Annotated in this window: 13 protein-coding genes; 11 read left to right on the top strand and 2 right to left on the bottom strand. The window is 38.2% G+C overall.

Going from position 1 to position 26,045, the window contains the following annotated elements; genetic code table 11:
• The first annotated feature begins 568 nt into the window (after positions 1–568).
• The 11 genes from ACK8HY_RS10275 (at position 569) to ACK8HY_RS10225 (ending at position 24,436) form a co-directional block, all read left to right on the top strand.
• Positions 569–3,766 (top strand): SusC/RagA family TonB-linked outer membrane protein, encoded by a 3,198-nt coding sequence (locus tag ACK8HY_RS10275; RefSeq protein ID WP_416133582.1) that lies wholly within the window; start codon positions 569–571, stop codon positions 3,764–3,766.
• Between the two features lie 10 nt (positions 3,767–3,776).
• Entirely contained in the window at positions 3,777–5,363 is a 1,587-nt protein-coding gene (locus tag ACK8HY_RS10270) for a SusD/RagB family nutrient-binding outer membrane lipoprotein (protein ID WP_416133581.1), read from the top strand.
• Between the two features lie 580 nt (positions 5,364–5,943).
• Positions 5,944–9,135 (top strand): SusC/RagA family TonB-linked outer membrane protein, encoded by a 3,192-nt coding sequence (locus ACK8HY_RS10265; RefSeq protein WP_416133580.1) that lies wholly within the window; start codon positions 5,944–5,946, stop codon positions 9,133–9,135.
• Positions 9,136–9,150: 15 nt separating this feature from the next.
• Positions 9,151–10,746 (top strand): SusD/RagB family nutrient-binding outer membrane lipoprotein, encoded by a 1,596-nt coding sequence (locus tag ACK8HY_RS10260; protein WP_416133579.1) that lies wholly within the window; start codon positions 9,151–9,153, stop codon positions 10,744–10,746.
• A gap of 564 nt (positions 10,747–11,310) precedes the next feature.
• Positions 11,311–14,448 (top strand): SusC/RagA family TonB-linked outer membrane protein, encoded by a 3,138-nt coding sequence (locus tag ACK8HY_RS10255; RefSeq protein ID WP_416133578.1) that lies wholly within the window; start codon positions 11,311–11,313, stop codon positions 14,446–14,448.
• A 10-nt stretch (positions 14,449–14,458) separates the two neighbouring features.
• Positions 14,459–16,045: a SusD/RagB family nutrient-binding outer membrane lipoprotein gene (locus ACK8HY_RS10250; RefSeq protein WP_077438559.1), complete on the top strand. Its 1,587-nt coding sequence runs from the start codon at positions 14,459–14,461 to the stop codon at positions 16,043–16,045.
• A gap of 10 nt (positions 16,046–16,055) precedes the next feature.
• A complete protein-coding gene (locus tag ACK8HY_RS10245; protein WP_416133577.1) occupies positions 16,056–16,988 on the top strand; it encodes a DUF1735 domain-containing protein in 933 nt (310 codons plus the stop codon).
• 115 nt (positions 16,989–17,103) lie between these two features.
• Positions 17,104–17,793: an energy transducer TonB gene (locus tag ACK8HY_RS10240; RefSeq protein WP_416133576.1), complete on the top strand. Its 690-nt coding sequence runs from the start codon at positions 17,104–17,106 to the stop codon at positions 17,791–17,793.
• A gap of 719 nt (positions 17,794–18,512) precedes the next feature.
• A complete protein-coding gene (locus tag ACK8HY_RS10235) occupies positions 18,513–21,521 on the top strand; it encodes a SusC/RagA family TonB-linked outer membrane protein (RefSeq protein ID WP_416133575.1) in 3,009 nt (1,002 codons plus the stop codon).
• A gap of 13 nt (positions 21,522–21,534) precedes the next feature.
• Positions 21,535–22,899, top strand: coding sequence for a RagB/SusD family nutrient uptake outer membrane protein (locus ACK8HY_RS10230; RefSeq protein WP_416133574.1), 1,365 nt, complete (start codon positions 21,535–21,537; stop codon positions 22,897–22,899).
• A 301-nt stretch (positions 22,900–23,200) separates the two neighbouring features.
• Positions 23,201–24,436 (top strand): porin, encoded by a 1,236-nt coding sequence (locus tag ACK8HY_RS10225; protein WP_077438665.1) that lies wholly within the window; start codon positions 23,201–23,203, stop codon positions 24,434–24,436.
• 158 nt (positions 24,437–24,594) lie between these two features.
• Here ACK8HY_RS10225 and ACK8HY_RS10220 read toward each other — a convergent pair whose 3' ends face one another.
• Both ACK8HY_RS10220 and ACK8HY_RS10215 read right to left on the bottom strand, forming a co-directional pair.
• On the bottom strand, positions 24,595–25,299 hold the full coding sequence (locus tag ACK8HY_RS10220) for an adenylosuccinate synthetase (RefSeq protein ID WP_416133573.1): 705 nt from the start codon (positions 25,297–25,299) through the stop codon (positions 24,595–24,597).
• Positions 25,300–25,420: 121 nt separating this feature from the next.
• A complete protein-coding gene (locus ACK8HY_RS10215) occupies positions 25,421–26,002 on the bottom strand; it encodes an NAD(P)H-dependent oxidoreductase (protein ID WP_077438567.1) in 582 nt (193 codons plus the stop codon).
• Positions 26,003–26,045: the final 43 nt, after the last annotated feature.

The following is a 26,045-nucleotide window of genomic DNA, read 5'->3' as shown; positions in this document are numbered from 1 at the left end:
TTTTGGATAACTCGATTTGAAATGATTTTAGAATCATTATAAATTACGACTTTTTTGGTGATAAAAAACGAACGAGCTTCTATGTTAATGTTTTCTTATTACATTGTTAATGTTTTGTTAAATATAAGTGATTCCGTATAAAATTCTGTTTTAAATTTGTTTGAAGAGTTTTTATTCTAAAATGAATCTTCTGTTTGAATTTGTAAGATACGGATGTCTTTGTTGCGGTATTTCTTGTTTTTCCGAGTGAATGTTAAAAAACTTGTAAAAGCAACTTTGGCTTTATATATTTGGAACCGCTAATAAAAATCGCACTAACTATTATATACTGTAAATGCTGAAAAGAGCAAATTTTACAGCTGAGTATTTTCAACGGATTGACTCTACATCTACCTAGGGTTGACTTTCCCAATAATATTTTCAACTGTTACCACATGAATAGCGGTATGCTGTTTTGCGTATTGCTGTTTATTGTCTAAACAATGTGTGTTTAGACAGTTATGCTAACGGATATAATTTATATCAATATAAAAGGATTAGAAAAATAATAAAATTAACTAACTAAAACATGAAACAAACATTACTAAGTTTTCTTGTTGGCGGTATGATCCTGACTTCGGTCGCATTCGCACAAGAAAAAAAGATTAGTGGTCGTGTTACATCTGCTGATGGTAAGGGGTTACCAGGGGTGACAGTCGTTGTACAAGGAACTAATCAAGCGACACAAACAGATGCTAGCGGTAATTATTCATTGAATGTACCTGCAGGCAAAGTTGTTGTCTTCCGTTCAGTTGGTTTTGACGATAAAACCATCATTGTTAATAACAACAGTACCGTATTCAATGTTTCCATGGAAAATCACAACAATGCCTTGGAAGAGGTTGTTGTGACAGGGATGGGACAATCGCGCCAAAAACGTGCATTGAGTTATGCTACACAAGAAGTAAAAGGAGATAAACTAACCGAGGGAGCGAATAGCAACTTGGCAACGGCTTTACAGGGTAAAGTATCGGGGGTTCAAGTAACACCTTCATCAGGTATGCCAGGAGCATCTGCGAATATTACCATCCGTGGTGCGCGTTCATTTACAGGAAACAACTCGCCATTATATGTTGTTGATGGACTACCTATTTCATCAACTTCTGATGTGTCAACTGGTAATTCTGTTTCAGGAGCTGATTACTCTTCAAGAGGAATGGATATCGATCCTAATGATATCGAAAGCATCAATATTTTGAAAGGTCAAGCTGCTTCTGCTTTGTATGGTATGCGTGCATCGAATGGGGTAATTATCATTACAACGAAGAGCGGGAAAGGAAAACAAGGAAAACCACAGATTTCATACAATTCGAATGTTTCGTTTGATAAGGTTTCGGTATTACCTGATTTTCAAACAAAATATGCGCAAGGAGTCAATGGTCAATATTCGCCATTATCTTCTATGTCTTGGGGGCCACTTATCGATGATTTAGCGAATGATGCGACTTTTGGTGGAAACAAAGATAATGAATACACGAAAAAATATGGAAAGCACCAAGGTCAATATTATGTTCCACAGCGTGCCAATGCCGGTCTAGATCCTTGGGCTACTCCACAAGTTTACAATAATGCGAAAGACTTCTTCAATGTAGGCAATACATTTAATAACTCTTTTAATATTGTACAGGGATTTGAAAAAGGAAATTATGCATTGTCTTTAGGATCTACCAATGCCAATGGTATTGTTCCGTCGACTGGAATGGACCGTTACACTGCGAAATTGTCCGGAGAAGCAAAATTGTCTGATAAATGGACAACAGGCTTTACTGGTAATTACGTAAATTCTCGGATTACTAAGCAGACCGGAGCTAACAATGGTATTGTTGCGACAGTCTATGGTGCGCCAGCATCTTATGACCTGAAAGGTATTCCGTCTTACTATGCAGGAAATCCTACAAAACAAAATACTTACAGAGCAACTAGTGGTTTTGATGGAGCTTATTGGGCTGTGGAGAACAATAAATTCTCTGAAGATACACAACGTTTTTTTGGAAATGGTTTCGGGCAATATGCGACTAACTTAGGTGAAAACCAAAAATTAACATTGAAGTATCAATTGGGGGTGGACTCGTACACTTCAAATTATACCGATCTTTGGGGATACGGACATGCGAATAAAAGCGGTGAAGTAGAAAATTACCATATTTCGGTTACTGAATGGAACTCATTAGGAACCGCTGCATACAACTGGAAGATCAATGATGATTTGGTATTTGATGCAATGATTGGTAACGAGATTGTGAACCGTGTACGTAGAAGAGATTATGCATATGGTACCAACTTCAATTTCGCAGATTGGAATAATATTAATAACGCGACGACATTCACAGCTGAACAGACTTTACGCCATACACGTACTTTCGGTACTTTTGGTAGTTTAGCACTGGCGTATAAAAACATGTTGTTTTTGAATGCTACTGGGCGTAATGATATTGTTTCATCTATGCCTAGAAATAATCGTTCGTTCTTCTATCCATCCGTTTCGGCAGGCTTTGTCTTTACAGAACTCGAAAGTGTAAAAAATTCGGTATTGACAATGGGTAAATTGAGAGCTTCATATGCGCAAGTGGGACAGGCAGGTGATTATTACGAAAGCTATTATGCCGCACCTAGTTATGGTGGTGGTTTTTCTTCCGGAACCCCGATCCTTTATCCTATAAATGGAATTGCGTCGTTCACTCCATATTCTATCGTCTATGATCCGAATCTGAAACCACAAAATACACAAGCGATTGAGGTTGGAACAGATCTGACATTTTGGAATGGTTTAGTTAACTTAAATTATACCTTCTCCCGTCAGAATGTAAAAGACCAAATATTTGAAGTGCCTTTGGCCGCATCCACAGGTTATTCAAGTCTAGTGACCAATGGTGGTAAGATTCACACCAATGCACATGAGGTGACTTTAGCAGTTGCACCATATCGTTCAGGCGATTTTAAATGGGATTTTGCATTCAACTTTACCAAAATAGATAATTACGTTGACGAACTAGCAGAAGGTGTAAACAACATCTTTATGGGTGGATTTGTTGACCCACAGGTTCGTGCCGCTATCGGATATAAATTCCCAGTTATCTATGGTGTTTCATATTTAAGAAATGATGCAGGACAAATAGTTGTCGACGAGAATGGTCTTCCTCAGGCTGGAGCTCCACAAGTGATCGGTAAAGTATCTCCTGATTTCAATTTAGGTTTTAATACCAACTTTGAATACAAAAAAGTCAGACTGTCTGCAGTATTGGATTGGAAACAAGGTGGACAGATGTATCATGGTACTTCTAACACCTTAGATATTTATGGTGTTACACAAAGATCTGCTGATTTACGTTCTGGAGATAAATTCTTATTTGAATTGCCTGCTGTAAAAGCGGACGGTTCGGTTAATGATATTTTAATTAATCCAACACCTGTATTTGATGCGGATGGCAATCAAATCGGCGCAGATGCTAATGCCTATCTGAATGCATTGGGTAACATTTCGGAAGCTGGGGTTCGGAATACCTCATTTGTAAAGTTACGTGAAGTTGCGGTAGGATATCCGGTATATCAGAATTCAAAAATTAAAGTTGACGTGAATGCTTTCGCACGAAATATCATCTTATGGTCTGAACTTAAGGGGTATGATCCAGAGGTTTCACAAGGTAATACCAATATGTCAGGAGCTTTTGAGCGTTTTTCACTTCCAGGAACGTCAAGCTATGGTCTAGGTGTTAACATTAAATTCTAAGATTAAGACAATGAAATTAAAACTAAATATAGTAGGATTATTGGCCTTAGGAGCTTTAGCTTCGCCTATAACCTTTACATCTTGTTCAGAAGATGCAATGGACAAGGTCAACGAAAATGTGAATAATCCAAAGGATGTTCAGGCAAAATTTGTTTTAACTGACGTAATTACACGGACTGCATTTTATAATGTCGGGGGTGATTTCAATACATATTTATCCGCGTATGTGGAGCATGAAGTGGGAAGCCATAATCAGTTGTATAATGCTGAAATAAGACAAGGAGAGCCTACGGTATCATCTACATTCAATAATTCATGGGGCAATATGTACACTGCTTTACGTGATGCTCGAATCGTTATCGAAAAATGTTCCGAAGGTGGATCGCAAGCCGGTAACTATACGACCTTAGGTATGGGACAGGTGATGGCAGCTTATAATTTAGCGCTATTGACAGATATGTTTGGTGATGTTCCTTATTCTGAAGGTTTTAAGCCGTTGGAAATCAAGAATCCTAAATTAGATAAACAGGAGGAATTGTATAAGCAGGTTAACGCTTATTTGGACGCTGCAATCGTAAATTTACCTAAAGGTGATACGCATGGTTCTGGTGCAACTGGTGGACAAGATTTATTGTTCGGTGGAAATGCAGCCAATTGGTTAAAATTTGCGCATGGACTAAAAGCTCGCTATGCGATGCGTAGTCTAGCAAAAGCTACGGATAAAACTGCAGCTTTGAACCGTATTTTAGCAGATATCGATCTATCTTTCACTAAAGCAAACGAACAGGCTGCTTTTAATAAATATACTGGTTCAAATATAAACCCATTTTTCGATTTCCAATGGTCTCGTTCTGCGCTAATGGCGAGTAAGAGCCTTGTCGATAAAATGATCGATAGCAAAGATCCAAGATTGAACAGATTCTTCGTAAACCAGGATTTGAAACAATTAACAGATTTAGCGAAAAAGGGAGAAAGCTATACGAATGGAGTAGCTCCTAATGGTAGCCCTGAACAAAGCCAGTCCAGATATAACATGTCTATATTTAGCTTTGCGCAATCTGCATCCACACAATTATTGAGCTATCACGAATTATTATTTTTAAAAGCGGAAGCTTTGCAACGCTTGGGGCGTGGCGCTTCAGCTGTAGAACCTGTTTTGAAAGCTGCAGTAGTAGCAGCCTTTGCAAATGCTGAAAGTTCGGTTGTGGCAAGTTTTGGATCACAGATCGTAAAAGATGCGACTAAAGGCGCTGGTATCACTGAAAATGCCAAAGCGCTAACATCAGTTGATGCTGAAAATTATTTCAATGCTTCTGTAAAACCATTGCTTGCCTCAAATGGTTTGAAGGCTATCGCAAGTGAAAAGTATCTAGCATTCTTTGGTGCGTCTGGTGAATCAACAGAAATGTATAACGATATCCGCCGTTGGAAAGCAAATGGTGAGAACCTTGTTGAATTGAAAAACCCAGGTAAATTCCCATTACGTTTACCATATGGTAATGATGACACAACGACTAATCCGAATGTCCAAGCAGCATACGGTGATGGACAATATGTGTACACTGAAAATGTTTGGTGGGCAGGCGGTAAGCGCTAGTCTATCGATTTAAACTTATAAAATGGAAAGCGGTCTCGAAAGAGACCGCTTTTTTTGTTGCAATCTTTGGTGTCAAATGCTCCATTTGTTTTAATAAACACCTAGCTCTACTCAAAAGTACAGCTATCTGAAATTACCAGTAAACGCGATCCACAATTCAAAATCGATAAAAAGCTGGCCAAGCCTTGATAGATAAACTATCGTTCAGAAAAGAATGGAAATGTGATATAAACCCAGCTGTTTTACCAAATCCGCTGTAATTAAGTTTAATTGTATTTGGCTTCTTTCCATACGGGAGGAAGCCTTTTTATTTGTCTTAAATAATAAATCCTGTTACAATTGGAAATTATTTAGTTAGAATTTAATTAATTGATTTTGTGTATGTTGTGGGTGAAATTAGCGTGGTTTTTTAAAATTGTTATGTTAGCATTGTAAAAGTAGAATTATATTTTAATATTTGTCTTAACATTTTTTAACATAAGATCGTTTATCAAAAGATGTTCAGCTAACTAAATAAATTACAAATAGCAACGTGCTAACCAATATTTCATTAGAAATAATTTTTTAATAAACTAAACATATGAATCACAAATTACTCAGTTTTTTCGTGGGTAGTATGATCCTGACATCGGTTGCGTTCGCGCAAGAACGAAAAATCAGTGGTCGTGTTACTGGAGCTGATGGAAAACCATTGGCGGGCGTAACGATCGTTGTGCAGGGATCGAATACGGCTACCCAAACAGATGCGGATGGTAACTATTCCCTGTCTGTTCCAACAGGAAAGGTTATTATCTTTCGTTCAGTCGGTTTCGCGGATAAGACATTAATTGTAAAAGAGGGACAATCCGCTTTTAACGTTATGCTAGATAATTCTGATAACGCGCTTGATGAGGTTGTGGTAACGGCTTTGGGTATTACAAGGGATAAAAAATCGCTAGGTTATGCGACCCAAGAAGTTAAGGGGGAAGTATTATCCGCGGCAAGGGGAGGTAATGCATTACAATCACTCTCCGGAAATGTAGCTGGTGCAGTGATTTCCGCACCATCTTCAAGTTTGGGTGGTTCTACACGTATCGTTCTCCGGGGGATAGGGTCTTTAACTGGCGAAAATAAGCCCCTAATTGTGGTAGATGGAATCCCTATGGATAATTCTAATTACAATAGTGCAAATGCCGAACGTGGAGCCGGAGGACGTGATTATGGAGATGCCGGTTTTGATATTAATCCAGACGACATTGAATCCGTTAGTGTTTTAAAAGGAGGACCGGCATCAGCATTGTACGGTGCTAGGGCATCCAATGGTGTAGTGCTTATTAAAACAAAAACAGCAAAAAAAGGGCGGGATGAGATCATTTTTAATACTGGTGTAGCTTTTGAGCAATTGGGTATTACCCCGAAACTTCAGAAATTATATGGTGGTGGATTCACACCTGAGTTTAATACCGCAACCATCAATGGTAAGCAATATCAGTTGGTAGATTATTCTGCGGATGAGTCTTGGGGACCCAAATTGGATGGGCAAGAAGTATTGCATTGGGATGCTTTTGATCCCAATGATCCAGATAATTATTTAAAAACTCGTCCTTGGGTTTATCCAAAAAATGATTATAGATCATTTTTTAATACTGGTACCACTTATACGAATTCCTTATCATTGGCTAAATCGTATGAGAATACCTCCGCTCGTTTGTCGTTATCAAATACAAGCCAATCGGGGATTGTTCCAAATAGTAATCTAAAACGCACAACTGTAGCCCTAAGTTTGGACAACAAATTTTCAGATAAGCTGACTGCTAGAGGAACAATTAATTATATTCGGACCAATGGTTTTAATAGGCCTGAGCAAGGTTATGGCGATAACTCTATCGGTCAAAAAATGTTTCAATGGGGACAAACGCAGTTGGATTACTCTCGCCTTAAGAACTATAAGACTATTACGGGGGCACAAAAATCCTGGAATATAAAGTCATGGAACGACCCGACACCAAACTATTCGGATAACCATTATTGGATAATCAATGAAAACATTTCCAAAGATCAGCGTGACCGTTTTTATGGTAATGTAGAATTGCGTTACGATATCGCTCCTGGATTGTATGCTACAGGAAATATCTATGGTGATAATTATACCTTGAAAATAAACGAACAGGTAGCTGTGGGCTCCCTTTCTACATCATCTTTCTCGGAAGCCATTCGGGAGTTTATGGAGATGAATTACGAAGGTCGCGTTCATTTTGACAAAAAATGGGATAAATTTTCTTTAAATTCATTTGTAGGAGCAAATAGACGGAACACAACAACCCATCGGTCTAGTGCTGCGACAGCCGGTGGTTTGATTGTACCAGGCTTGTATTCAATCAATAATAGTACGCAAACAGCAACAATCGAAACATTCGCGACAAAAAAACGTGTGAATTCGGTATTTGGAAGTTTCTCCGCAGGATATAATGACTTAGTCTATTTAGATTTTGGCTGGAGAAATGACTGGTCTTCTACGCTCCCAGAGAACAACAATTCGTATTTTTATCCATCAGTGACCGGATCATTTGTCTTCTCACAAGTCGTGAAAGCACCTTGGTTGAATTTCGGAAAACTTCGTGCTGGATGGTCACAAGTCGGTAATGATACTGACCCCTACCGTTTAGCCGATGTATATTTCAATAATGTGTTTACAGGAACTACGTTCCTAGATGCGCCTTACTTTTTGAAGGGACTTTCAAAATTGAACCCAACGTTACGTCCGGAGACTAAAAGATCTTATGAATTCGGGGTGGAAGCACAGATGTTCCAAAATAGAGTCGGTATTGATGTTACCTACTATAACGAAGAAACGACCGATCTAATTATGGCGGTAACTTCCGGCGCTGAGACCGGTTATAGCTCGAGAGTATTGAATGCTGGGCGGGCAGTTAACAAAGGTATAGAGGCTATGCTGACTTTGGTTCCTGTACGCAAAGAAAATTTTGAATGGACATCCAACATTAACTTCTCGCGGAATCGGAATAAAGTAATGGAATTGGCCGAAGGAATACAATCTTTAACAATCGGTACCGCGCCTTTTAATGCGACATTAATTGCACAGCCGGGACAGCCTTACGGACAGATTTTTGGATCGGATTTCGTCTATGATAGCGATGGCAATAAAGTTGTTTCCCCAACTTCTGGATTATATTTAAAAACGCCGAATAAGAATTTAGGGTCGATTTTGCCTGATTTCAATGCAGGCTGGCGTAATACTTTTACTTACAAAGCAATTACGTTATCCGCTTTGATCGATATGCAGAAAGGAGGAAAGTTCTTCTCAATCTCTAATATGTTTGGACATTATACAGGTGTTTTGGAAGAAACAGCAGCTAATGGTGTGCGGGAAAATGGCCTAGTTGTTCCTGGAGTAACCGGTAAAGTCACTTTTAATCCAGATGGATCTTATGTGGTTACTGATGTAAACGAAAATACTAAAAATGTTACTGGCAAAGCGTATTTCAGACACTATTACGCAGGTCCTACTGCACAAAATGTTTTTGATGCCGATTATATTAAATTACGAGAAATCACGCTAGGTTACAATCTGCCATCAGATTTTATTAAAAGATTCCATCTAAAAGGAGCTACAATTTCAGCTTTTGCAAGAAATCTGGCTGCTTGGGGATTGGCCAATAAAAACTTTGATCCGGAAATGGCGACTACAGGTAGTGGTAATATCCAGGGTTTTGAAGGTGGAAATTTGCCAGCTTCTAAAACCTTTGGTTTCAATCTAAAACTACAATTCTAACTAGAATATATTAACATGAAAAATATAAAAGCTATATTGTTGTCTTCTGTCATAGGAATTTCAGCTTTGTCCATGAACTCCTGTACAAAAGATCTTGCTGATATTAACGTAAACCCGAATGCACCGGAAAAGGTGCCAACTTATTCCTTGTTCAACGGGGCAAATAGATATTTAATCAATTTTACGCGCGATGAATGGTTAATGGCGAGGATGTCGATGCCTTGGATGCAATATTCAGCGCAGAATAACTACTTGGAAGAAGATAAGTATCAATACCGTGATAATCAAACAACTAACGGTTGGACCTATTTGTACAGATCTGCGCATACTTTTAAAGATCTTATTGATGTTTGTGAGACACCCGAACGAAAATTAGAGTCTGAACAGAATGGTAATCTGGATAATCAAATAGCTTCCGCTCGTATTATGTTGGCTTACACATTTGACTATTTGGTGAGCCATTTTGGACCTGTTCCTTATTGGTCTTATGGGCAGAGAGAAAATCCAAATTTCCAAGCATTGAACGTGAATAAATATCCACTGCCTGTATATGCGTCGGAGGAAGAGATCTATAAAGATCTGTTAAAAGAACTAAAGGAAGCTGCCGCTCAGTTAAAGACAGGAGAATCGGGGTTCGTTCAAGGCGATAACATCTATGGTGGAGATGCAGCTAAATGGAAAAAATTTGCTAATTCATTACGTCTCCGTATAGCAAACCGTATCAAAAAAGTATATCCTGCTGCAACGGCGGAGATTAAAGATGCTATCGCTAGTGGTGTCTTTACGTCCAATGAAGATAACGCTATTCATGCGTTTGGCTCAACCGATGTTGAAGGTAATCCTTTGTGGAAAACGTTTTATACGGGTACACCACGTACAGATTTTTGGCCTAACCGTACTTTTGTACAGTTGCTAAAAGGAGAAACAGCAAACTTCGGATTTGACCCACGTCTTTATAAGATAGCCGCACCTAAGGGTTTAACATTTTTGGAATACAATAAGAATAATAGCTATGGTGATTCTCCTAATCTAACACTTTATATTGGTGTTCCTTATGCATTACCTGACGTGGAACCATATTACCAGGAGGCGAAAAATATCAATTTCTTTTCTAAAGACATTTTAACTGCAAGTAGAGGGGAAGTTTTAATGGAATATGCTGAGGTAGAATTTATATTAAGTGAAAATAATAATTGGTCAAAAGTTAATTATGAAAAAGGTGTGAGAGCAAATATGGAGCGCTTAGGTGTATCTAATTTAGAAATCGATAAATTTATTACAACATTACCCGCTGCCAATGAGAGAAATGTCATTACGCAGAAGTATGTGACTTTGTTCTTTAATCCCGATGAAGCATGGAACGAATATCGGAGAACTGGTTACCCTGATACGCAGGTGTTGTTAATGCCAGGCGAAACAGCCAAACGCCCTCACGATGGATCTACCTATGTATTTACTCCACTCCAATCAGGTAACGTCATTGCAAAGGATCTTCCGGCACGTGTAAGATATCCGGTCACTCAACAAACGCTCAACGGCCAAAATTGGAAGGAGGCTTCCACTAAACTTGGCGGTGATGAAATTGACAGAAAGCTATGGTTTGCGAAATAAAAGTTGCTTAAACTAGCAATCAATATGTAAGGAAATACTCCCAGATAATCTGGGAGTATTTTTTTTGAGTTATCTGTATCAAGTTATAGCGGTTTCAGCAAGCAAATTTTTTTTACTCTTGTAAAATGCTTAAAGTTTACAAGTATGATGTTACAACATAAAAGACGCTATGGTTTAATGTATTCTTTTGTAAATTAGCTTGTTACGTTTTTGGTTTTATCCTTGTGGCGGATCGGCTACGAAAATTAAATTATTATTGTTGCAAATATAAAACAAAGTTTTATATTTGTTTTTAACAAAACTTTAACACTTTTAACAAAGTTTTGGTGATGCCGCCTCTCTTCGCATTAAAGAGCGCAGAGACCTGAAAAACATTAAATGCCGATATATTTTTAGTTGACCTTCTGAAGTGGTCGACTGACTTATTGACTAACTAACTAACTAACTAACTAACTAACTAACGGCTAAGAGACAAAAGATTAAACAGATTGAAAAGTAAATTCTAACCAAGGTATTTTATACCCCAAGAGCTAAAATAAACATACTTAAATTAAACATAAACATATGAAACACAAACTACTCAGTTTTCTTTTGGGTGGTGCTATCTTGACATCGGTAGCATTTGCTCAAGAAAAGAAGGTTAGTGGACGAGTAACTGGTGCAAATGGCGAGGGGTTGCCAGGTGTAACCATTGTTGTCCAAGGTACTAATCAAGCTACACAAACCGATGCAAACGGTAATTATTCCATTAACGTGCCAACTGGAAAGATATTGATCTTTCGTTCTGTTGGATATTCCGATAAGACGATCACAGTATCCCCGAGCTCAAGTTTTTATAACGTAGAACTTAGCAATAATGATTCGGTACTAGATGAGGTTGTGGTAACAGGGGCAGGGCTTCAGGCGAGCCGTCGCTCTGTTGGTGTAACCCAGACGACTATTAAAGCCGATGATTTACAACAAGCTAAACCTACCAATATTGTTACAGGTCTGACAGGCAAAGTGGCCGGTTTGACCGTTCAGGGGGTAGGTAGTGGGGTTAACCCAAATTATCGTGTTGTATTGCGCGGTATGCGTTCATTAACGGGAAATAACCAAGCGCTCATCGTAATAGACAATATGATTTCGCCCTCATCCATGTTAGGGAATTTAAATCCTGATGATGTCGAAGATATCACGGTACTGAATGGAGCGTCAGCAGCAGCTCTTTATGGGTCTCAGGCTTCAAATGGTGCATTAATTATCAAAACCAAAAAAGGTGCGTCTTCCCAAGGCTTAGAGGTTACAATAGATAACACGACGACCTTTGAAAACTCAGTATTTCTGCCTAAAATGCAGAAATTATTTGGATCAGGGGCCGATAAATATGTGCAAATTTTTACACCTTATGAGAACCAACAATATGGTCCTCGATTCGATGGTTCGAATGTACTAATTGGGGATCCTCTTGAGGATGGACAGACGCAATATGGCGCTTATTCCTATAATGGCGATAAAGATGCTTTCTGGGAAACAGGAGTAACGAATATGACGAATTTATCGGTCGCGTCAAAGCTTGAAAAAAGTTCATTCCGCTTTTCTGGTCAATACCTTAACTCCACAGGAACGGTTCCTGGAGATAAATACACAAGAGCCGCAGCTCGTGTAAACGGGTCTCGGGAATTGAATGATAAATTGAATATTTCCTATTCGTCCTATTATGCACAAAATCGCTATGATCAGACGTCGGTGAATTCTTCGATATATGACGCTGTACTGAATCAACCGGGACATATCCCTTTATTAAGTTATAAAGATTGGAAAAATAATCCTTTTGCGGATCCTAGTGGTTATTATAATGCGTATTACAACAACCCTTACTTTGTTGCAGCAAATAATCGCCAGAACATTCGAAACGACTATTTTATGGGGAATGTCGATCTTAGTTTCAAACCATTGGAATGGCTGGATTTTACTGGCCGCGTTGGTTTGACTACGGCCAATCAGTCCTATAAATATACAACTGGAAAATATTCTTTTACACCTTATGCGGCTGGACTACATGGGTCATATAAAGCAAATAACATTACAGGAGGTGTTACCGATGGTTTTAATTACACTACAAACATTGCGTCGGATTTTATTTCGCATGCTACACATACCAATGGTGACTTTAAATTTGATTATACCTTACTTTTCCAATTTTTGCAGAACCAATATTCTGGTATGAATGCCTCGGTGAGTGGCCTTGTTATACCTGATATCTACAACTTAGGTAACTCATTAAATAATCCAAGTGCAGGACAATCTTCATACCTTGCACGTACCTTTGGTTTATCTGGAAAAGTTGATGTGGCCTATAAAAACTATTTGTACTTGAGCCTTACCGGACGTAATGATTGGGTTTCTATCTTGGATCCTCAAAATAGATCGTTTTTCTATCCGGGTGTTGCACTCTCTTTTGTCGCAACAGACGCGATTGAAGGTTTAAAGGATTTCGAACCTTTGAACTTTTTGAAGTTGATTGCAAACTGGTCAAAAGTGGGACAGGTTAACGTGGGAACAACATCAACCTTTGGTGCTTATGCTACAGTACCAACGTTCAGTCAAGGAGCAGGCTATCCATACAATGGCGTAGGTGGATTTACGATTGGAAATCAGATTGTTCAGCCTGGATTGAAACCTGAAATGACTCGTTCAATTGAATTTGGATTTGAATCGCAATGGTGGAATAATCGAATTACGGCTAATGCAACTTATTTTAACAATAGAACGACGGATAACACTGTTCCTGCTATTATTTCTTGGGCGACTGGCTATAGTAATTATTTAGTGAATGCCGGTATTACAACAGGTAAGGGTATTGAATCCAAATTGACTGTAACTCCTGTCAGAACTGAAGATTGGGATTTGACGTTAGGCGGTAATTTTACCTATATTGATAATAGAGTTGAAGCCGTAGGCGCAGGCTTGACACAGTTGGCCTTAGGAACCTATGGTGGAAGTACAGGCTCATATGCAATCGCGGGTGAAAAGTTTCCTGTAATCATGGGATATGGTTATAATAGGGATCCCGAAGGTCGAATTATTGTAGATAAAACTACAGGATACCCTACGAAAACGGAGAATCTAATCAACATGGGACCAGCTATGCCAACACATACCCTTGGTTTAAATTTGAGTTTATCATGGAAAGACCTGACATTCTATACAAGTGCTGAATATCGTACAGGAAACTACATCTACCATAGAGGTGCCGGCAGTTTTGATTTTTCCGGTTCAGGAATTAATACGGTAGGTTATGATAGGGAGCGTTTTGTTATTCCAAACTCTTCCTATTGGGATGATGCGTCGCAATCATATGTCGCAAATACCAATATCACTGTGTATGATGGTGGGGCAGATTATTGGACAATGGGAAGTGTTAGAAGAGATATCGATGAAACTTATGTGACTTCTGCAGCATTCTGGAAAATACGGGAAATGTCTGTAACCTATAATATTCCAAAGACTTGGTTAGCTGGGCAGAATGTGATTAAAAGAGCTCGGGTAAGCGCTCAAGGCCGTAATTTGTTCTTATGGACACCAGCCACTAACGTTTATACTGACCCAGAATATTCTGACGGAAACGGATCATCTAATGGTAATGCAATTGGTTTGACGGGATTAAGTCAAACACCTCCTTCTAGATATCTAGGATTTTCCGTTAGCTTAACTTTTTAATTTTACTAAAATGAAACGAAATATTAAAAAATACATCATATTGGGATTGTCAGTCGCGCTTGGTGTGCCGACAATTCAATCCTGTAAAAAAGCTTTGGATATTAATACCAATCCCAACTCACCTACTTATTCAACACCCGAATTGGTATTACCTCAGGCGATGGTAGCCACTGCACAACAAGTACCAGGATTTAATACCTACGGTGGCCGTTTCGTCGGATATTATGCCACTTCAGGTGGCGTGTCCGGTTGGGGAGATATATTGACCTATGATTATGCGACGAGTGCTTTTGGTGGCTTGTGGAGTGGAATTTACAATACTTTAACCGACTTGGATTACGTAGTTAAGAATACAAATGAGAATTCAAACTACAAAGATCTCAATCAGGCCGCTGTGGTATTAATGGCCTATAATTTTGCCAACCTGGTTGATACTTATAATGATATTCCTTATTCAGAGGCATTACAGGGGGCGGCATTTTTAACCCCTAAGTATGACAAAGCAAGTGATATTTATGTAGATCTCGCAAAAAAATTGGATGCTGCGGTCGCATATTTTAAAGCAAATCAAGCATCTGATGTATTTAAAAAATCTGATATTATCTTTAAAGGTAATAATACGTCTTGGGCTAAGTTTGCGAACACATTGAAGTTGAGATTAGTACTTCGGGCAGGTAGCAAAGCAACTTTTGCTAATAAGACAATTGATCCTATTGGCGTAATTACTGATGATGTTATTGTTCAGCCAGGGTTTACGAAAATTGCGGGAAAACAAAACCCAATGTGGAATACTTGGGCTTACGGAGCTGATGGTGCTGCTGTTGGAACCTGGGGAACACAATTTATTCCAACACCATTCATTATGGCATTCTTCGATGGCTCTAAATTGTCGGATGAGGCCCGTGCCAGTTTATTCTTTGCGAATGGTATTTCTACAAATGTAAACCAGCTGGGTAATACAACGAACCCACCTGTAGGTGTTGCTCCTTCCGCTTGGGTAATGCGACCTGCTTCGGGAAGTATAAGCGCAACTAACTATCGCGGCTATGGGGCAATCAAAGGCCCGTCAGCTGGTCAACCTCTCATGTTAGGTGCCGAGGGAAATTTTCTTGGTGCGGAGGCAGTTGTTGAAGGTTTGTTAAGTGGTGACGCAAAAACTTATTTTGAAAATGGTATCAAAGCATCTTATATTTATTTGAATAAGAACGAATCTGACGTAGTTGCAAACGGTGCTAATGCAAATACGTATTTAGAGAATTATGTTGCTGCAAATGAGGGTAAATATTTGGCTGACTGGTCCGCTGCTTCAACAAAGGATCAAAAGTTAGAGGCTATTATAACTCAGAAATATATAGCAATGAATTTTTTATTTGGTCATGAATCTTATAATGAATACCGCCGAATTGGATACCCTAAAATCACAGGTTCGAATGTCGCGGGGAATGCTAAGAACAACTTTATTTCAACAGAATCTCGCTCTACAGCTCCAGATAAAAATCTAGCAAGACTACCTTATCCAGCGAGTGAATTCAGTTACAATAGTGGTAATATCCCGGTTGTTGATAAGTACACTTCTAAACTATTTTGGGCAAAATAAATGATTTGAAATGAAAAAGATTATAAATTATATAACGGTATTGTTATTACCGTTTTTACTAACAGGCTGTCTGAAGGACGATGCTATCATTGGACCTGATGCAGCGGGGAACGTTGAGAATATTATTGAATTTAAAAATTTTGTAGCACCTTCATCAGGAACTTCTAGTCGGTATCCGCTTTATATACAAGCGTTTGATATGGTTCCGACTACAGATTTTGCTGTGCCAGTGCAGATTGCAGGTGTCTACAATCCGAAAGCAGACGTTAAAATAACTGTTGAATTGGATAACAGTATTCTTACAGCATATAACAGTCAAAATAATGCAACTTATGTTCCTTTGCAAACAAGTAATTATACGGTGTCTTCATATGAAATTACAATTCCAAAAGGACAGAAAATAGGTAATTTAAATATCAAGTTTTTTCCTGAAAAGTTTGATTTTAAAGCGAACTATGCATTAGGTTTGAAGATCAAATCGGTTAGTGAAGGAACAATTTCTGGCAATTTTGGCGCTATTGTCTTGGGTGTAGTACCGAAAAACTTATATGACGGTATTTATACAGTTGAGAAAGGAACGGTACAACGTTACACAGGAGGTGTTTTAAATTCGGGAGACGCTTTAAACGGAAGTTTAGCTGGAAATCCAAATGTTACGCTTAAATCCATTGATGCGAATACAGTGGAAATTACAAATATGAGATGGGCAGGTGGAACTTCAGGTATTGCGGGTATCGATAATCTCCGTGCCACCGTAAACCCAACAACAAATGAGGTAACCATGTTCTCTATTGGTGGGCCGACATTGAAAAATATCGCTGGTAAGGTGAATAAATATGATCCAGCTACAAAAACTTTTACCTTGAATTTCGATTGGGCACAAACAACAAATAAACGGGAGATATTAGATCTTCAGATTAAATTTGATTCGGCTCGACCTTAAAATGTTAATTTTTCACAAATCCAAAGGCTATCATATTGATAGCCTTTGGATTTTTATGTTTTAAGAATCGTTAAGAGTTACCTATATTTATTCATTGTTTATAAACTGTTATCTTATGAAACTCTTTTATACATTAATTTCTCTGCTTGGCTTTACGTATGGATTTGGTCAGGAAAGGGGCGCTACCCCGAAGATGGGACAGGAACAATTTGTTAAAAAGATCAATAGCGAGCTGAAATTGACCGATGCGGAAATGCAAAAGGATATAGCTGGCGAGGTTATTCTCGATTTTCGAATAAATGAAAATGGAAAAATAGATTCAATAGACGTCGTGCGTGATTTGGGCGATGGAATTGCTTTACGCTTGATAGATATTTTAAAGAGGAGCGGCGATTGGGCCCCAGCCCAAAAGGGAGGAGCGATTGTCGCTTCATGGGTTCGATTTCCCTATAGAGTTTTAAGTTTTAAAGACTCTGAGTCTTCATCGGTGACAAAGAAAGCGGACCCAGTGGAAGGAATGGAGGTGTTTATGGAAAAATTATATAACAACTTTCAATATCCCCCAGAAGCAATAAAAGCAGGGATATCGGGAGATTATGAGATAAATTTTGTGGTAAAGGAAGATGGGAAAATAACATCGGTTAAATTAAAGAATGACCCAGGTTATGGTATTTTAACAAGTGTGCAGAGAGCGCTCAATAAGTCTGGTAGATGGAAGCCAGCTAGCCAAAATGGAAGACCTGTTCGTTCCTCTGTTGTAATACCACTTAAACTAAATCTTAAACAATTTAGAACACACATTTAAAAGGGAAATAGTTTAATTTTAAAGCATAGAAGGCGCCTAAACATAGGTTATCTCCAAAAAAAAGTAGCTAATTTTTGGAGGCACTATGATAGGCGCCTTCTCTTTATTTAGCTATTTTTTCGTTTGTGGAACAAGACTCTTTTTTTGCCTAAACTCTATTTATCGTCTTTGATTAAATGTAGTACGGTATAGCTATTTTAACATAAACCCAGCTTGGTTCTTTTGTTAAAGTATTTTTTGACTAGTTTTACTATGTAACCATTTGTTTTACAGTTTTTTATGAGTTACAGGCTAATAAAAATAAATTTGCTATCGACGAATTCAAATACCCTCATTAACAATCTTCTGCTACTTCCGGTTAATTTTTCGAAACTAACATAGTAGAACATTTCTTAAGATACTGCTTGTGTCTTCTATTTTACATACGATGCATTTACTTTCTTTAAAGTGTCTATCTGTTTAGAAAATTTATTTGTATTAATATCCTGAATATCAGTAGATTGTAGTTTTATTGGTGTTTAAATTTTATGTTAAAATTATGCATACATTGCAAATGTTAAAAAAAGTTATAAATTTGTATTTAACATTTTTTACTAATTGGCCTGGCTAATTATTGTAAAATGTACTACTAACTAGCATATATTAATTATGGAAAGGCTACATCGTGCTGACCAAATTTTTTAGAAAGTAAACTTACTAATTTTAAATAAAACACATATATGAAACACAAATTACTCAGTTTTTTCGTGGGTAGTATGATCCTGACTTCAGTTGCGTTCGCGCAGGAGAAGAAAGTAAGTGGTCGTGTAACTGGAGCTGATGGTAAACCATTGGTCGGTGTAACAATTACAGTGCAAGGATCAAACGTAGCTACCCAAACAGATGAGAATGGTAACTATTCGCTATCTGTGCCAACAGGGAAAGTCATTGTATTTCGCTCTGTCGGCTATACTGACACAACGTTGATTGTTAAGGAAGGACAATCTACTTTTAATGTTATTTTAGATAATTATAATAGGGCTTTAGAAGAGGTGGTGGTAGTTGGATATGGCACACAGCTTAGAAAGAATTTGACAACTTCCATCGCCACAGTAGGAGCAAATGATCTAAAGGAGATGCCTGTAGCTAATATTCAGCAGGCTCTACAAGGAAAAGCATCTGGGGTTCAGATCACTTCAGGCGGAGGTCGTCCCGGTGCTCCATTGGCGGTACAGATACGTGGGAGATCTTCTATCAATGCGGGTAACAATCCATTATACGTCGTAGATGGTGTTATTCTGCCATCAAATAATTCATTTACTCCTAACGACGTCGGAGCGGGAATTTCACCATTGGCTAATTTAAACCCTGAAGACATTACCTCGATAGAAGTTTTAAAAGATGCAGCGGCAGCTTCAATTTACGGCTCAAGGGGATCGAATGGTGTAGTAATTATTACCACGAAAAGTGGAAGCAAGGCTGGTAAATCCATAATTGCGGCTTCAGCATATACCGGCTGGCAATCTTTGACCAAGAAAAAGGAATTGCTTAATGCAACAGAATACCGTTCATTATATAATGAAGCGGCAGTAAATGCTGGTCTTGCCCCTGTTTTTACAAATGATCAAGTGGCAAAACCAGAAAACAATATAAATTGGTTGGATGAAATTCTAGCTGATAATTCAAGGATAAATTCTGCACAGGTTTCCCTTACTTCTGGTGGAAACGAAAAGACGCAATTTTATACATCATTTAACTACTTGGACCAAGATGGCGCGTTACTCCGTGGAGGGTTTAAAAGATATGCACTTAGAGCTAATCTTACTCATCATATAAATGATTTCATAAGATTTGGTTCAAATACAGCTGTTTCAAGAACAGAAAGAGATGAAACACCAATAGATAACAGTATTTTCTCCCCATTCCCTCGTGCCATGGTGGCTAGACCAGACCAGCCAATTTATAATCCAGATGGAACATTTGCTACCAACAGTTATAATAACCCAGTACATATGTTTCAATCTCAAAACCTAGTAAATTTGTCGAATGTATTTAATTCGTCTTATTTGGAGTTTGATTTAGTATCTGGCTTAAAATTTAAAACGGCTTTGGGAATTGATCTCTCTTATTTGGATCAACGATTATATAATCCAATTTCCTCACTATCAGGAGCTGGCAGTAGTGGTTCCGCCGCGTCTGGGTACGTGCAAACAAGAAATATTTTAGCTACACAGACATTATCTTATGATAAATCCTTCTATAATGATCGTTTAGATTTAAACGCAATTGCCGTTTACGAGTATCAAAAGAATCAAAGGGAGAATAATAGGGTCGATGGGTCAAATTTCCCTTCTGATTTAACGCCTTATATAACTTCAGCAGCATCTATTACGGGAGGAACCGCTAATTTTACGGAATATGCAATGGCTTCTGCACTAGCTCGTGTAAATCTTGGATGGGAGGGTAAATATTTATTCTCTGCATCGATAAGAAGAGATGGGTCTTCTAAATTTCCAAAGTCAGGGAGATTTGGTTACTTCCCATCAGTTTCGGCTGGATGGGTTGTTTCTCAGGAGAATTTCTTAAAAGGTGTAGAAACAATTAGCTTATTGAAAGTTAGAGCTTCCTATGGTTCAACCGGTAATCAAGAGGGGATAGGTAATTTCGCTTATCGTAGAACCATTGGTGGAGGTTTTAATTATTTCGATACTCCTGGTTTTGCCTTATCTGCTATTGGTAGCCCTAATCTGAAATGGGAGTCAACGGATCAGATTGATATTGGTATTGATTTGGGATTATTTAATAATAGGTTAGAGATTTCTGCAGATTATTATAATAAAAAGACAAAAGACTTACTGCTAAATAGACCAATTCCCAATACTACAGGATTTACAACCATCTTGGAAAATATTGGAAATATTAAAGGATCTGGTTTTGATTTCCAAATTACTTCAAGAAACTTTACTGGAAGTAACTTTAATTGGTCAACATCATTAAATCTTTCTACCTATAAAAACGAGGTGACGAAGTTGTATAACGATCAACCTATTGATCAAGGATTTGTTGTTAGACATGCGGTGGGTCAGCCGTTAGGCTCTTTTTTCTTAATCAAATCTTTAGGCGTAGATCCTGAGACAGGAGATATGAAATATGAGGATATTGATGGTTCTGGTACAGTTACTTCGGCAGACAGGCAGTTTTTAGGAAATCCTTTGCCTAAATTCTATGGCGGTATTACTAATAACCTTTCTTATAAAAGCTTTGATTTAAATGTCTTCTTTCAATACAGTTATGGTAATGATCTTTACAATCTAGGTGCTGAGGGAACTGGAGGTTACGGAAGCATGGGAGGTGTAGTGACTGGAACAGCTCCCGCGACCAATATGTTCAAAGAATATTATGATGAGCGCTGGACTCCAGAAAATAAAAATGCGAAATATCCTCGTGCTGTGGGGGGAACGAGAGGAACTTATAATACGCAGCGTTCCTCAAGATATCTAGAAGATGGATCATATCTTCGCTTGAAAACTGTTACTTTAGGATATAATCTCCCTAAATCTATAGCCCAGAAAGCAAAATTTAGTAATGTACGGATTTATGCTACAGCATATAATCTTCTAACATTTACTAAATACACAGGATTTGATCCAGAGGTAAGTTCGGAATTGACTGTTTCGAACTTAGGAGTAGATCAAGGCGCTATTCCTCAATTTAAGACTTTTATGTTGGGAGTAAATTTGGGACTATAAAAGAGAAATGACAATGAAAAATAAAATAACAAAATCACTAGGATTGGTATTAATTGCCGGATTAGTTGCTTCATGTGATAGCAAATTGGAATTATTGCCAAGAGACTCAGTTGCGCCAGAATTGGTTGGTGGATCAGAAGGAGATAAACTTTTGAACGGAATATATGATGCATTTCAAAACGGAAATATCAATTCTGGATATGCTTATCTAAGTTATGTAACTGAAGATTTATCTGCAGATAATTTAAAATATAGAGCTACTTTTTTTCAACATGGTGAGATAGATAATAACGCAATTTTAGTTGATAATGTTCTGGTTTCTAGATATTTTAATTTTCCTTATGTTGCTATTCAAAGAGCTAATGATTTAATCTCAATTGTTAATGCTTCAAGTACAATTGATGAAACAACAAAGAAAAGGCTTTTAGGTAGTGCCTATTTTTTTAGAGCATATGGATATTATAGATTAGTGACAATTTTTGGTGCAGTTCCAATTGTTGCGAATAGAGATATTGTCGAATTGCCACGAAATTCTGTAGATGAAGTTTATTCACAAATTATTAGTGATCTTAAATTAAGTATCGAAAACCCTGCGCCATTTGATAATAGCAATAAAGTATCTCTAGAGGCTGCCAAAGCTTTATTAGCTCGCGTATATTTAATAAAAGGTGAAAAAGCTCTTGCTAAACAATATGCAATGGAGGTAATAAATTCTGGTAAATTTGCAATTGAAAGCAACTATGCAAATATGTTTACAACGCCATATGAATCTCGTGAGCATATATTCAAGATTGCTAACACCGCTACTGAAGGTGACAATTCTTTAGACTTTTTTCTACAGCATCCATCTATGCCGGGTGGCGGACGAGCTGAACTACCTGTTGACGAAAGTTTGATATCAGCGTATGAAGATGGAGATCAGCGTAAAGCAGCTTCTGTTCAAGAGATTAAATCTCCTTTAGCCAATCCAGGGTGGTATTCAAAGAAATATCAAGATGCTTCGGGAAATGGGGCCCACCCGTACTACATTCTTAGACTATCGGAAATGTATTTGATTATCGCTGAATGTGATTTGACAACATTACCGTCCAATGCGCTTACAAACATCAACATTGTTAGGAAAAATAGAGGATTGGGCAATTTAACCTCTGTAACATTAAGTGATATCATTAAAGAACGCCGTGTCGAATTTGCTTTTGAAAATCTGAGATGGATGGATATGAAGAGAACGCCATCACCATCTAATCCGTCAAAATCTATGGCCGCTGTTTTCCTAGAGGCGAAAAAACGAACTGTTAATGATCAACTTTACCCAATTCCTCAATCGGCAATTAATACAAACCCGAAATTGTTACCAAATAATCCAGGCTATAATTAACATTTTCAAATCTTATAAAAAGGCTACTCGAAAGAGTAGCCTTTTTTGTTACCAAATCATTAATTTTATGTATATAAATTAATAGTCTAACAATTTATTAATATTAACTTAATATTGAGAGTCTAATTTTACGGCGTTGAAATAAGGAGGCTTATAATTTTTAATAAGAAGCATAATCCTCTTAAAATTCATTCATTATATTAGAGATTATTATTATACTGATGAACCCTCTGGACAGAAGATTTGTTTATACACATGTTTACAAGTCTGTATGATATCCATTGCTTCAAAAATTTATTCAATGAAAAAAGCACTTTTACTCGCAAGTCTGATAGGCCCAGCAATAGCCATGGCGCAAAATAACAATGCACCTTCAAGTTATGATCCACATGATATCAAAATCACAGGATACCTTCAGACGCAGTTTCAAAAGGCGCAATCACCGGGGATAACATCCTTTTCTGGTGGGGATTTTTCCAAGAATTCTGACAATCGTTTTATGATCCGACGTGGCCGACTTAAGATTGACCGTGTGGACACTTATTCCAGTATTGTATTCCAGCTCGATGCAACACAGGACGGGGTACAATTAATGGATGCTTTCATCCAATTGCGACACCCTGATCAAAAGGGCTTGAGCCTGACTGCGGGTCTCTTCAACCGGCCGTTCGGGTATTCAATTGTTTATTCTTCTGGTTACCGCGATTTTCCTGAGCGGGCACGTGTTTTCCAAACTTTAATGCCACGTGAACGCGATCTTGGAGGAATGGTAAGTTATCATCCCGGCGGGAAAATAAAATTCTTAAATCTAGATTTAGCTTTGGTTAATGGAAGTGGGCACTCGGCCAAAGATTATGACTCAAAAAAGGATCTGATTGGTAACTTAGCCTTTAAATTCGATAGCCTCGCAGATAAAAAATTGCATGTCGGTTTTGGTGGATCTTTCTATAAAGGTTCTGTCCGTAATGATACCAAAACATATTATACAGCTCTCACAAACGGTTATACAGCGCATACCAGTGATGATAACGTAGGAAAAGCCATTGGTCGAAACTACTATGGGGCAAACTTGCAGGTTGAACTGGATAACAGTTTCGGAAAATCCAGCTTCAAAACGGAATATGTGGCCGGTGATCAACCAGGCGTTGCTGGAGGAGCCGATATCAAAGGGCCTTACGCAAGTAGAAGTTTTACGACACAACCTGCGACAGACTTATATCAACGGAGATTTAACGGCTACTACCTTTGGTTTACGCAAGAAATTGCAAAAACAGGTGTGACAGCGCTATTAGCTTACGATGTGTATGACCCCAATACAAAAGCAAGTGGCATGACGATAGGAATGCCTGATAATTTTACAGCGGACGGTGATGTGAAATTTAGCACATTGGGTTATGGTCTTGCTTATCAGATCAGTAATAGATTAAAGCTTACAGTCTACAATGAACATGTGACCAATGAGAAGACGAGCTTGAAGAATTTTTCTGATGATCTCAAAGATAATGTTTTTACGACCAGATTGTTATACCGCTGGTAAAATTTACCAGTGATTTATTTGAATGTTTAAAAATTGAAGCAAACTCTACGACTTGGGAGGATGTTTGATTGCCTGGTGGAGTAAAAGACTTGGTTTTTTTTATTGCCAAACCTCAATTTGACCAGTGGTTCCGTGACAACTCATAAGTTCGCGCGGAACTATGACGTACCGTGATCGATGTCCAATAATGTGGCCTGAGCAGCTTCTGCCAATACCTTTTTATTATTCTTAAGTGCTTCATTTATGCTGATTTCTGTGTCCGTAATTTGTAACTTTTTTAAAAAGCCGCATGCCTCTAGAAAATTGTCATATAATTCTTTTATTGGTGGCACATCCTGCCCCAAAACCAGTAATTCGGTATACTGTTTATTTAAAATTTGCAAAACATAGGTTTCAAAATCGTTGGAAAAGATATCTCCCATCAGTACATTCTGCCGAAGTGTTTTATTGGAATAGGTGGGGCCAATACCATTTATGGTCGCTCCGATAGCGCGATATCGTGGGGATTCCTCGAAGTAGATATCCCAGTACTTGTAAGTGGGTAATACGAGATGGGCCTTTTTCGAGATTAGGAGTCGATTGATTATCTCTGCTTCAGGGATAATGGGTTGAAGTAATTCCACCTCCGCATGGAGTGCCATAGGGTCGATCACCATACCGGTACCGATAATATTTTTGACATGGGGATAAAAGATTCCCGAAGGCAGTAATTTGAGGGTAATCCGTTTGCCATTATGAAAAATATTATGCCCGGCGTTTGCACCACCATTAAAGCGGGCAATAATGTCATAATCGCGGCTGATCAGATCAATAATTTTTCCTTTACCTTCGTCTCCCCACTGGAGTCCAGTTAAAATATCCATATTACGATTGAATTTATGGAACAAAGCTAGAAGATAACGAGGAGGAGGCAATTGCCATTTGACAAAAAAGGCGATCGTATTTATTCCCTGAAAATTGATCAAAAAGAAATCAGGCCAGTTTTTATCCTTGTTTTTTTCCGAGTAGTTTGATTTTAAATAACCATTTATTTCGCTTTGTCGTATTCGAAGTCTTTATAATTTCGATGTAAGTAACTTTTACGGATGATATGCCACAAAATTGTAGGGTAGATCTTTTGAGTTGATTTACACTCGGTCTGCCATAGACAAGGGCATAATACCAACTGGGTTGGTCTAGGGTTGTTATAATTCTGGCGGATTTCCCTTTAAGTAATTTGTCCCAAAAAGGAGAATTCTCGCGGTACTGGAAAGCGTAACCAGGTAGAAAGAGTCTATCGATAAAACCTTTCATAATAGCCGGAAGACCACCCCACCAAACAGGATGTACCCAAACTAAATGTTCGGCCCATAGGATATCTTCCCAGGCCTGCAGGAGATCGGGTTCGACTTCTGTTCGCTTCTGGTATCCAAACTGGAGGTTGGGGTTAAAATTTAGGTCAGCAATGTTAATTGAACGGACTTCTGCTCCAGATTCCTCTGCCCCATCTTTATAGGCTGCAGCAATGCCAAAATTAAAGGATTCCCTATTGGGGTGTCCGTTGATGATAAGTATTCTCTTCTTCATGTTATTCTTTTGATAACACAAAAGTAGTGGTGCTGGTACTTGA

The organism is Sphingobacterium sp. NGMCC 1.201703 (assembly GCF_047784615.1).
Classification (GTDB): Bacteria; Bacteroidota; Bacteroidia; order Sphingobacteriales; family Sphingobacteriaceae; genus Sphingobacterium.
Note: the sequence above shows the minus strand (reverse complement) of the source record. Positions and strands in the feature narration are given on the sequence as shown.

Excerpts from the sequence above, each read along its gene's own strand:
- ACK8HY_RS10275 (WP_416133582.1), top strand. The coding sequence starts at position 569 with ATGAAACAAACATTACTAAGTTTTCTTGTTGGCGGTATGATCCTGACT.
- ACK8HY_RS10270 (WP_416133581.1), top strand. The coding sequence starts at position 3,777 with ATGAAATTAAAACTAAATATAGTAGGATTATTGGCCTTAGGAGCTTTA.
- ACK8HY_RS10265 (WP_416133580.1), top strand. The coding sequence starts at position 5,944 with ATGAATCACAAATTACTCAGTTTTTTCGTGGGTAGTATGATCCTGACA.
- ACK8HY_RS10260 (WP_416133579.1), top strand. The coding sequence starts at position 9,151 with ATGAAAAATATAAAAGCTATATTGTTGTCTTCTGTCATAGGAATTTCA.
- ACK8HY_RS10255 (WP_416133578.1), top strand. The coding sequence starts at position 11,311 with ATGAAACACAAACTACTCAGTTTTCTTTTGGGTGGTGCTATCTTGACA.
- ACK8HY_RS10250 (WP_077438559.1), top strand. The coding sequence starts at position 14,459 with ATGAAACGAAATATTAAAAAATACATCATATTGGGATTGTCAGTCGCG.
- ACK8HY_RS10245 (WP_416133577.1), top strand. The coding sequence starts at position 16,056 with ATGAAAAAGATTATAAATTATATAACGGTATTGTTATTACCGTTTTTA.
- ACK8HY_RS10240 (WP_416133576.1), top strand. The coding sequence starts at position 17,104 with ATGAAACTCTTTTATACATTAATTTCTCTGCTTGGCTTTACGTATGGA.
- ACK8HY_RS10235 (WP_416133575.1), top strand. The coding sequence starts at position 18,513 with ATGAAACACAAATTACTCAGTTTTTTCGTGGGTAGTATGATCCTGACT.
- ACK8HY_RS10230 (WP_416133574.1), top strand. The coding sequence starts at position 21,535 with ATGAAAAATAAAATAACAAAATCACTAGGATTGGTATTAATTGCCGGA.
- ACK8HY_RS10225 (WP_077438665.1), top strand. The coding sequence starts at position 23,201 with ATGAAAAAAGCACTTTTACTCGCAAGTCTGATAGGCCCAGCAATAGCC.
- ACK8HY_RS10220 (WP_416133573.1), bottom strand. The coding sequence starts at position 25,299 with ATGGATATTTTAACTGGACTCCAGTGGGGAGACGAAGGTAAAGGAAAA.
- ACK8HY_RS10215 (WP_077438567.1), bottom strand. The coding sequence starts at position 26,002 with ATGAAGAAGAGAATACTTATCATCAACGGACACCCCAATAGGGAATCC.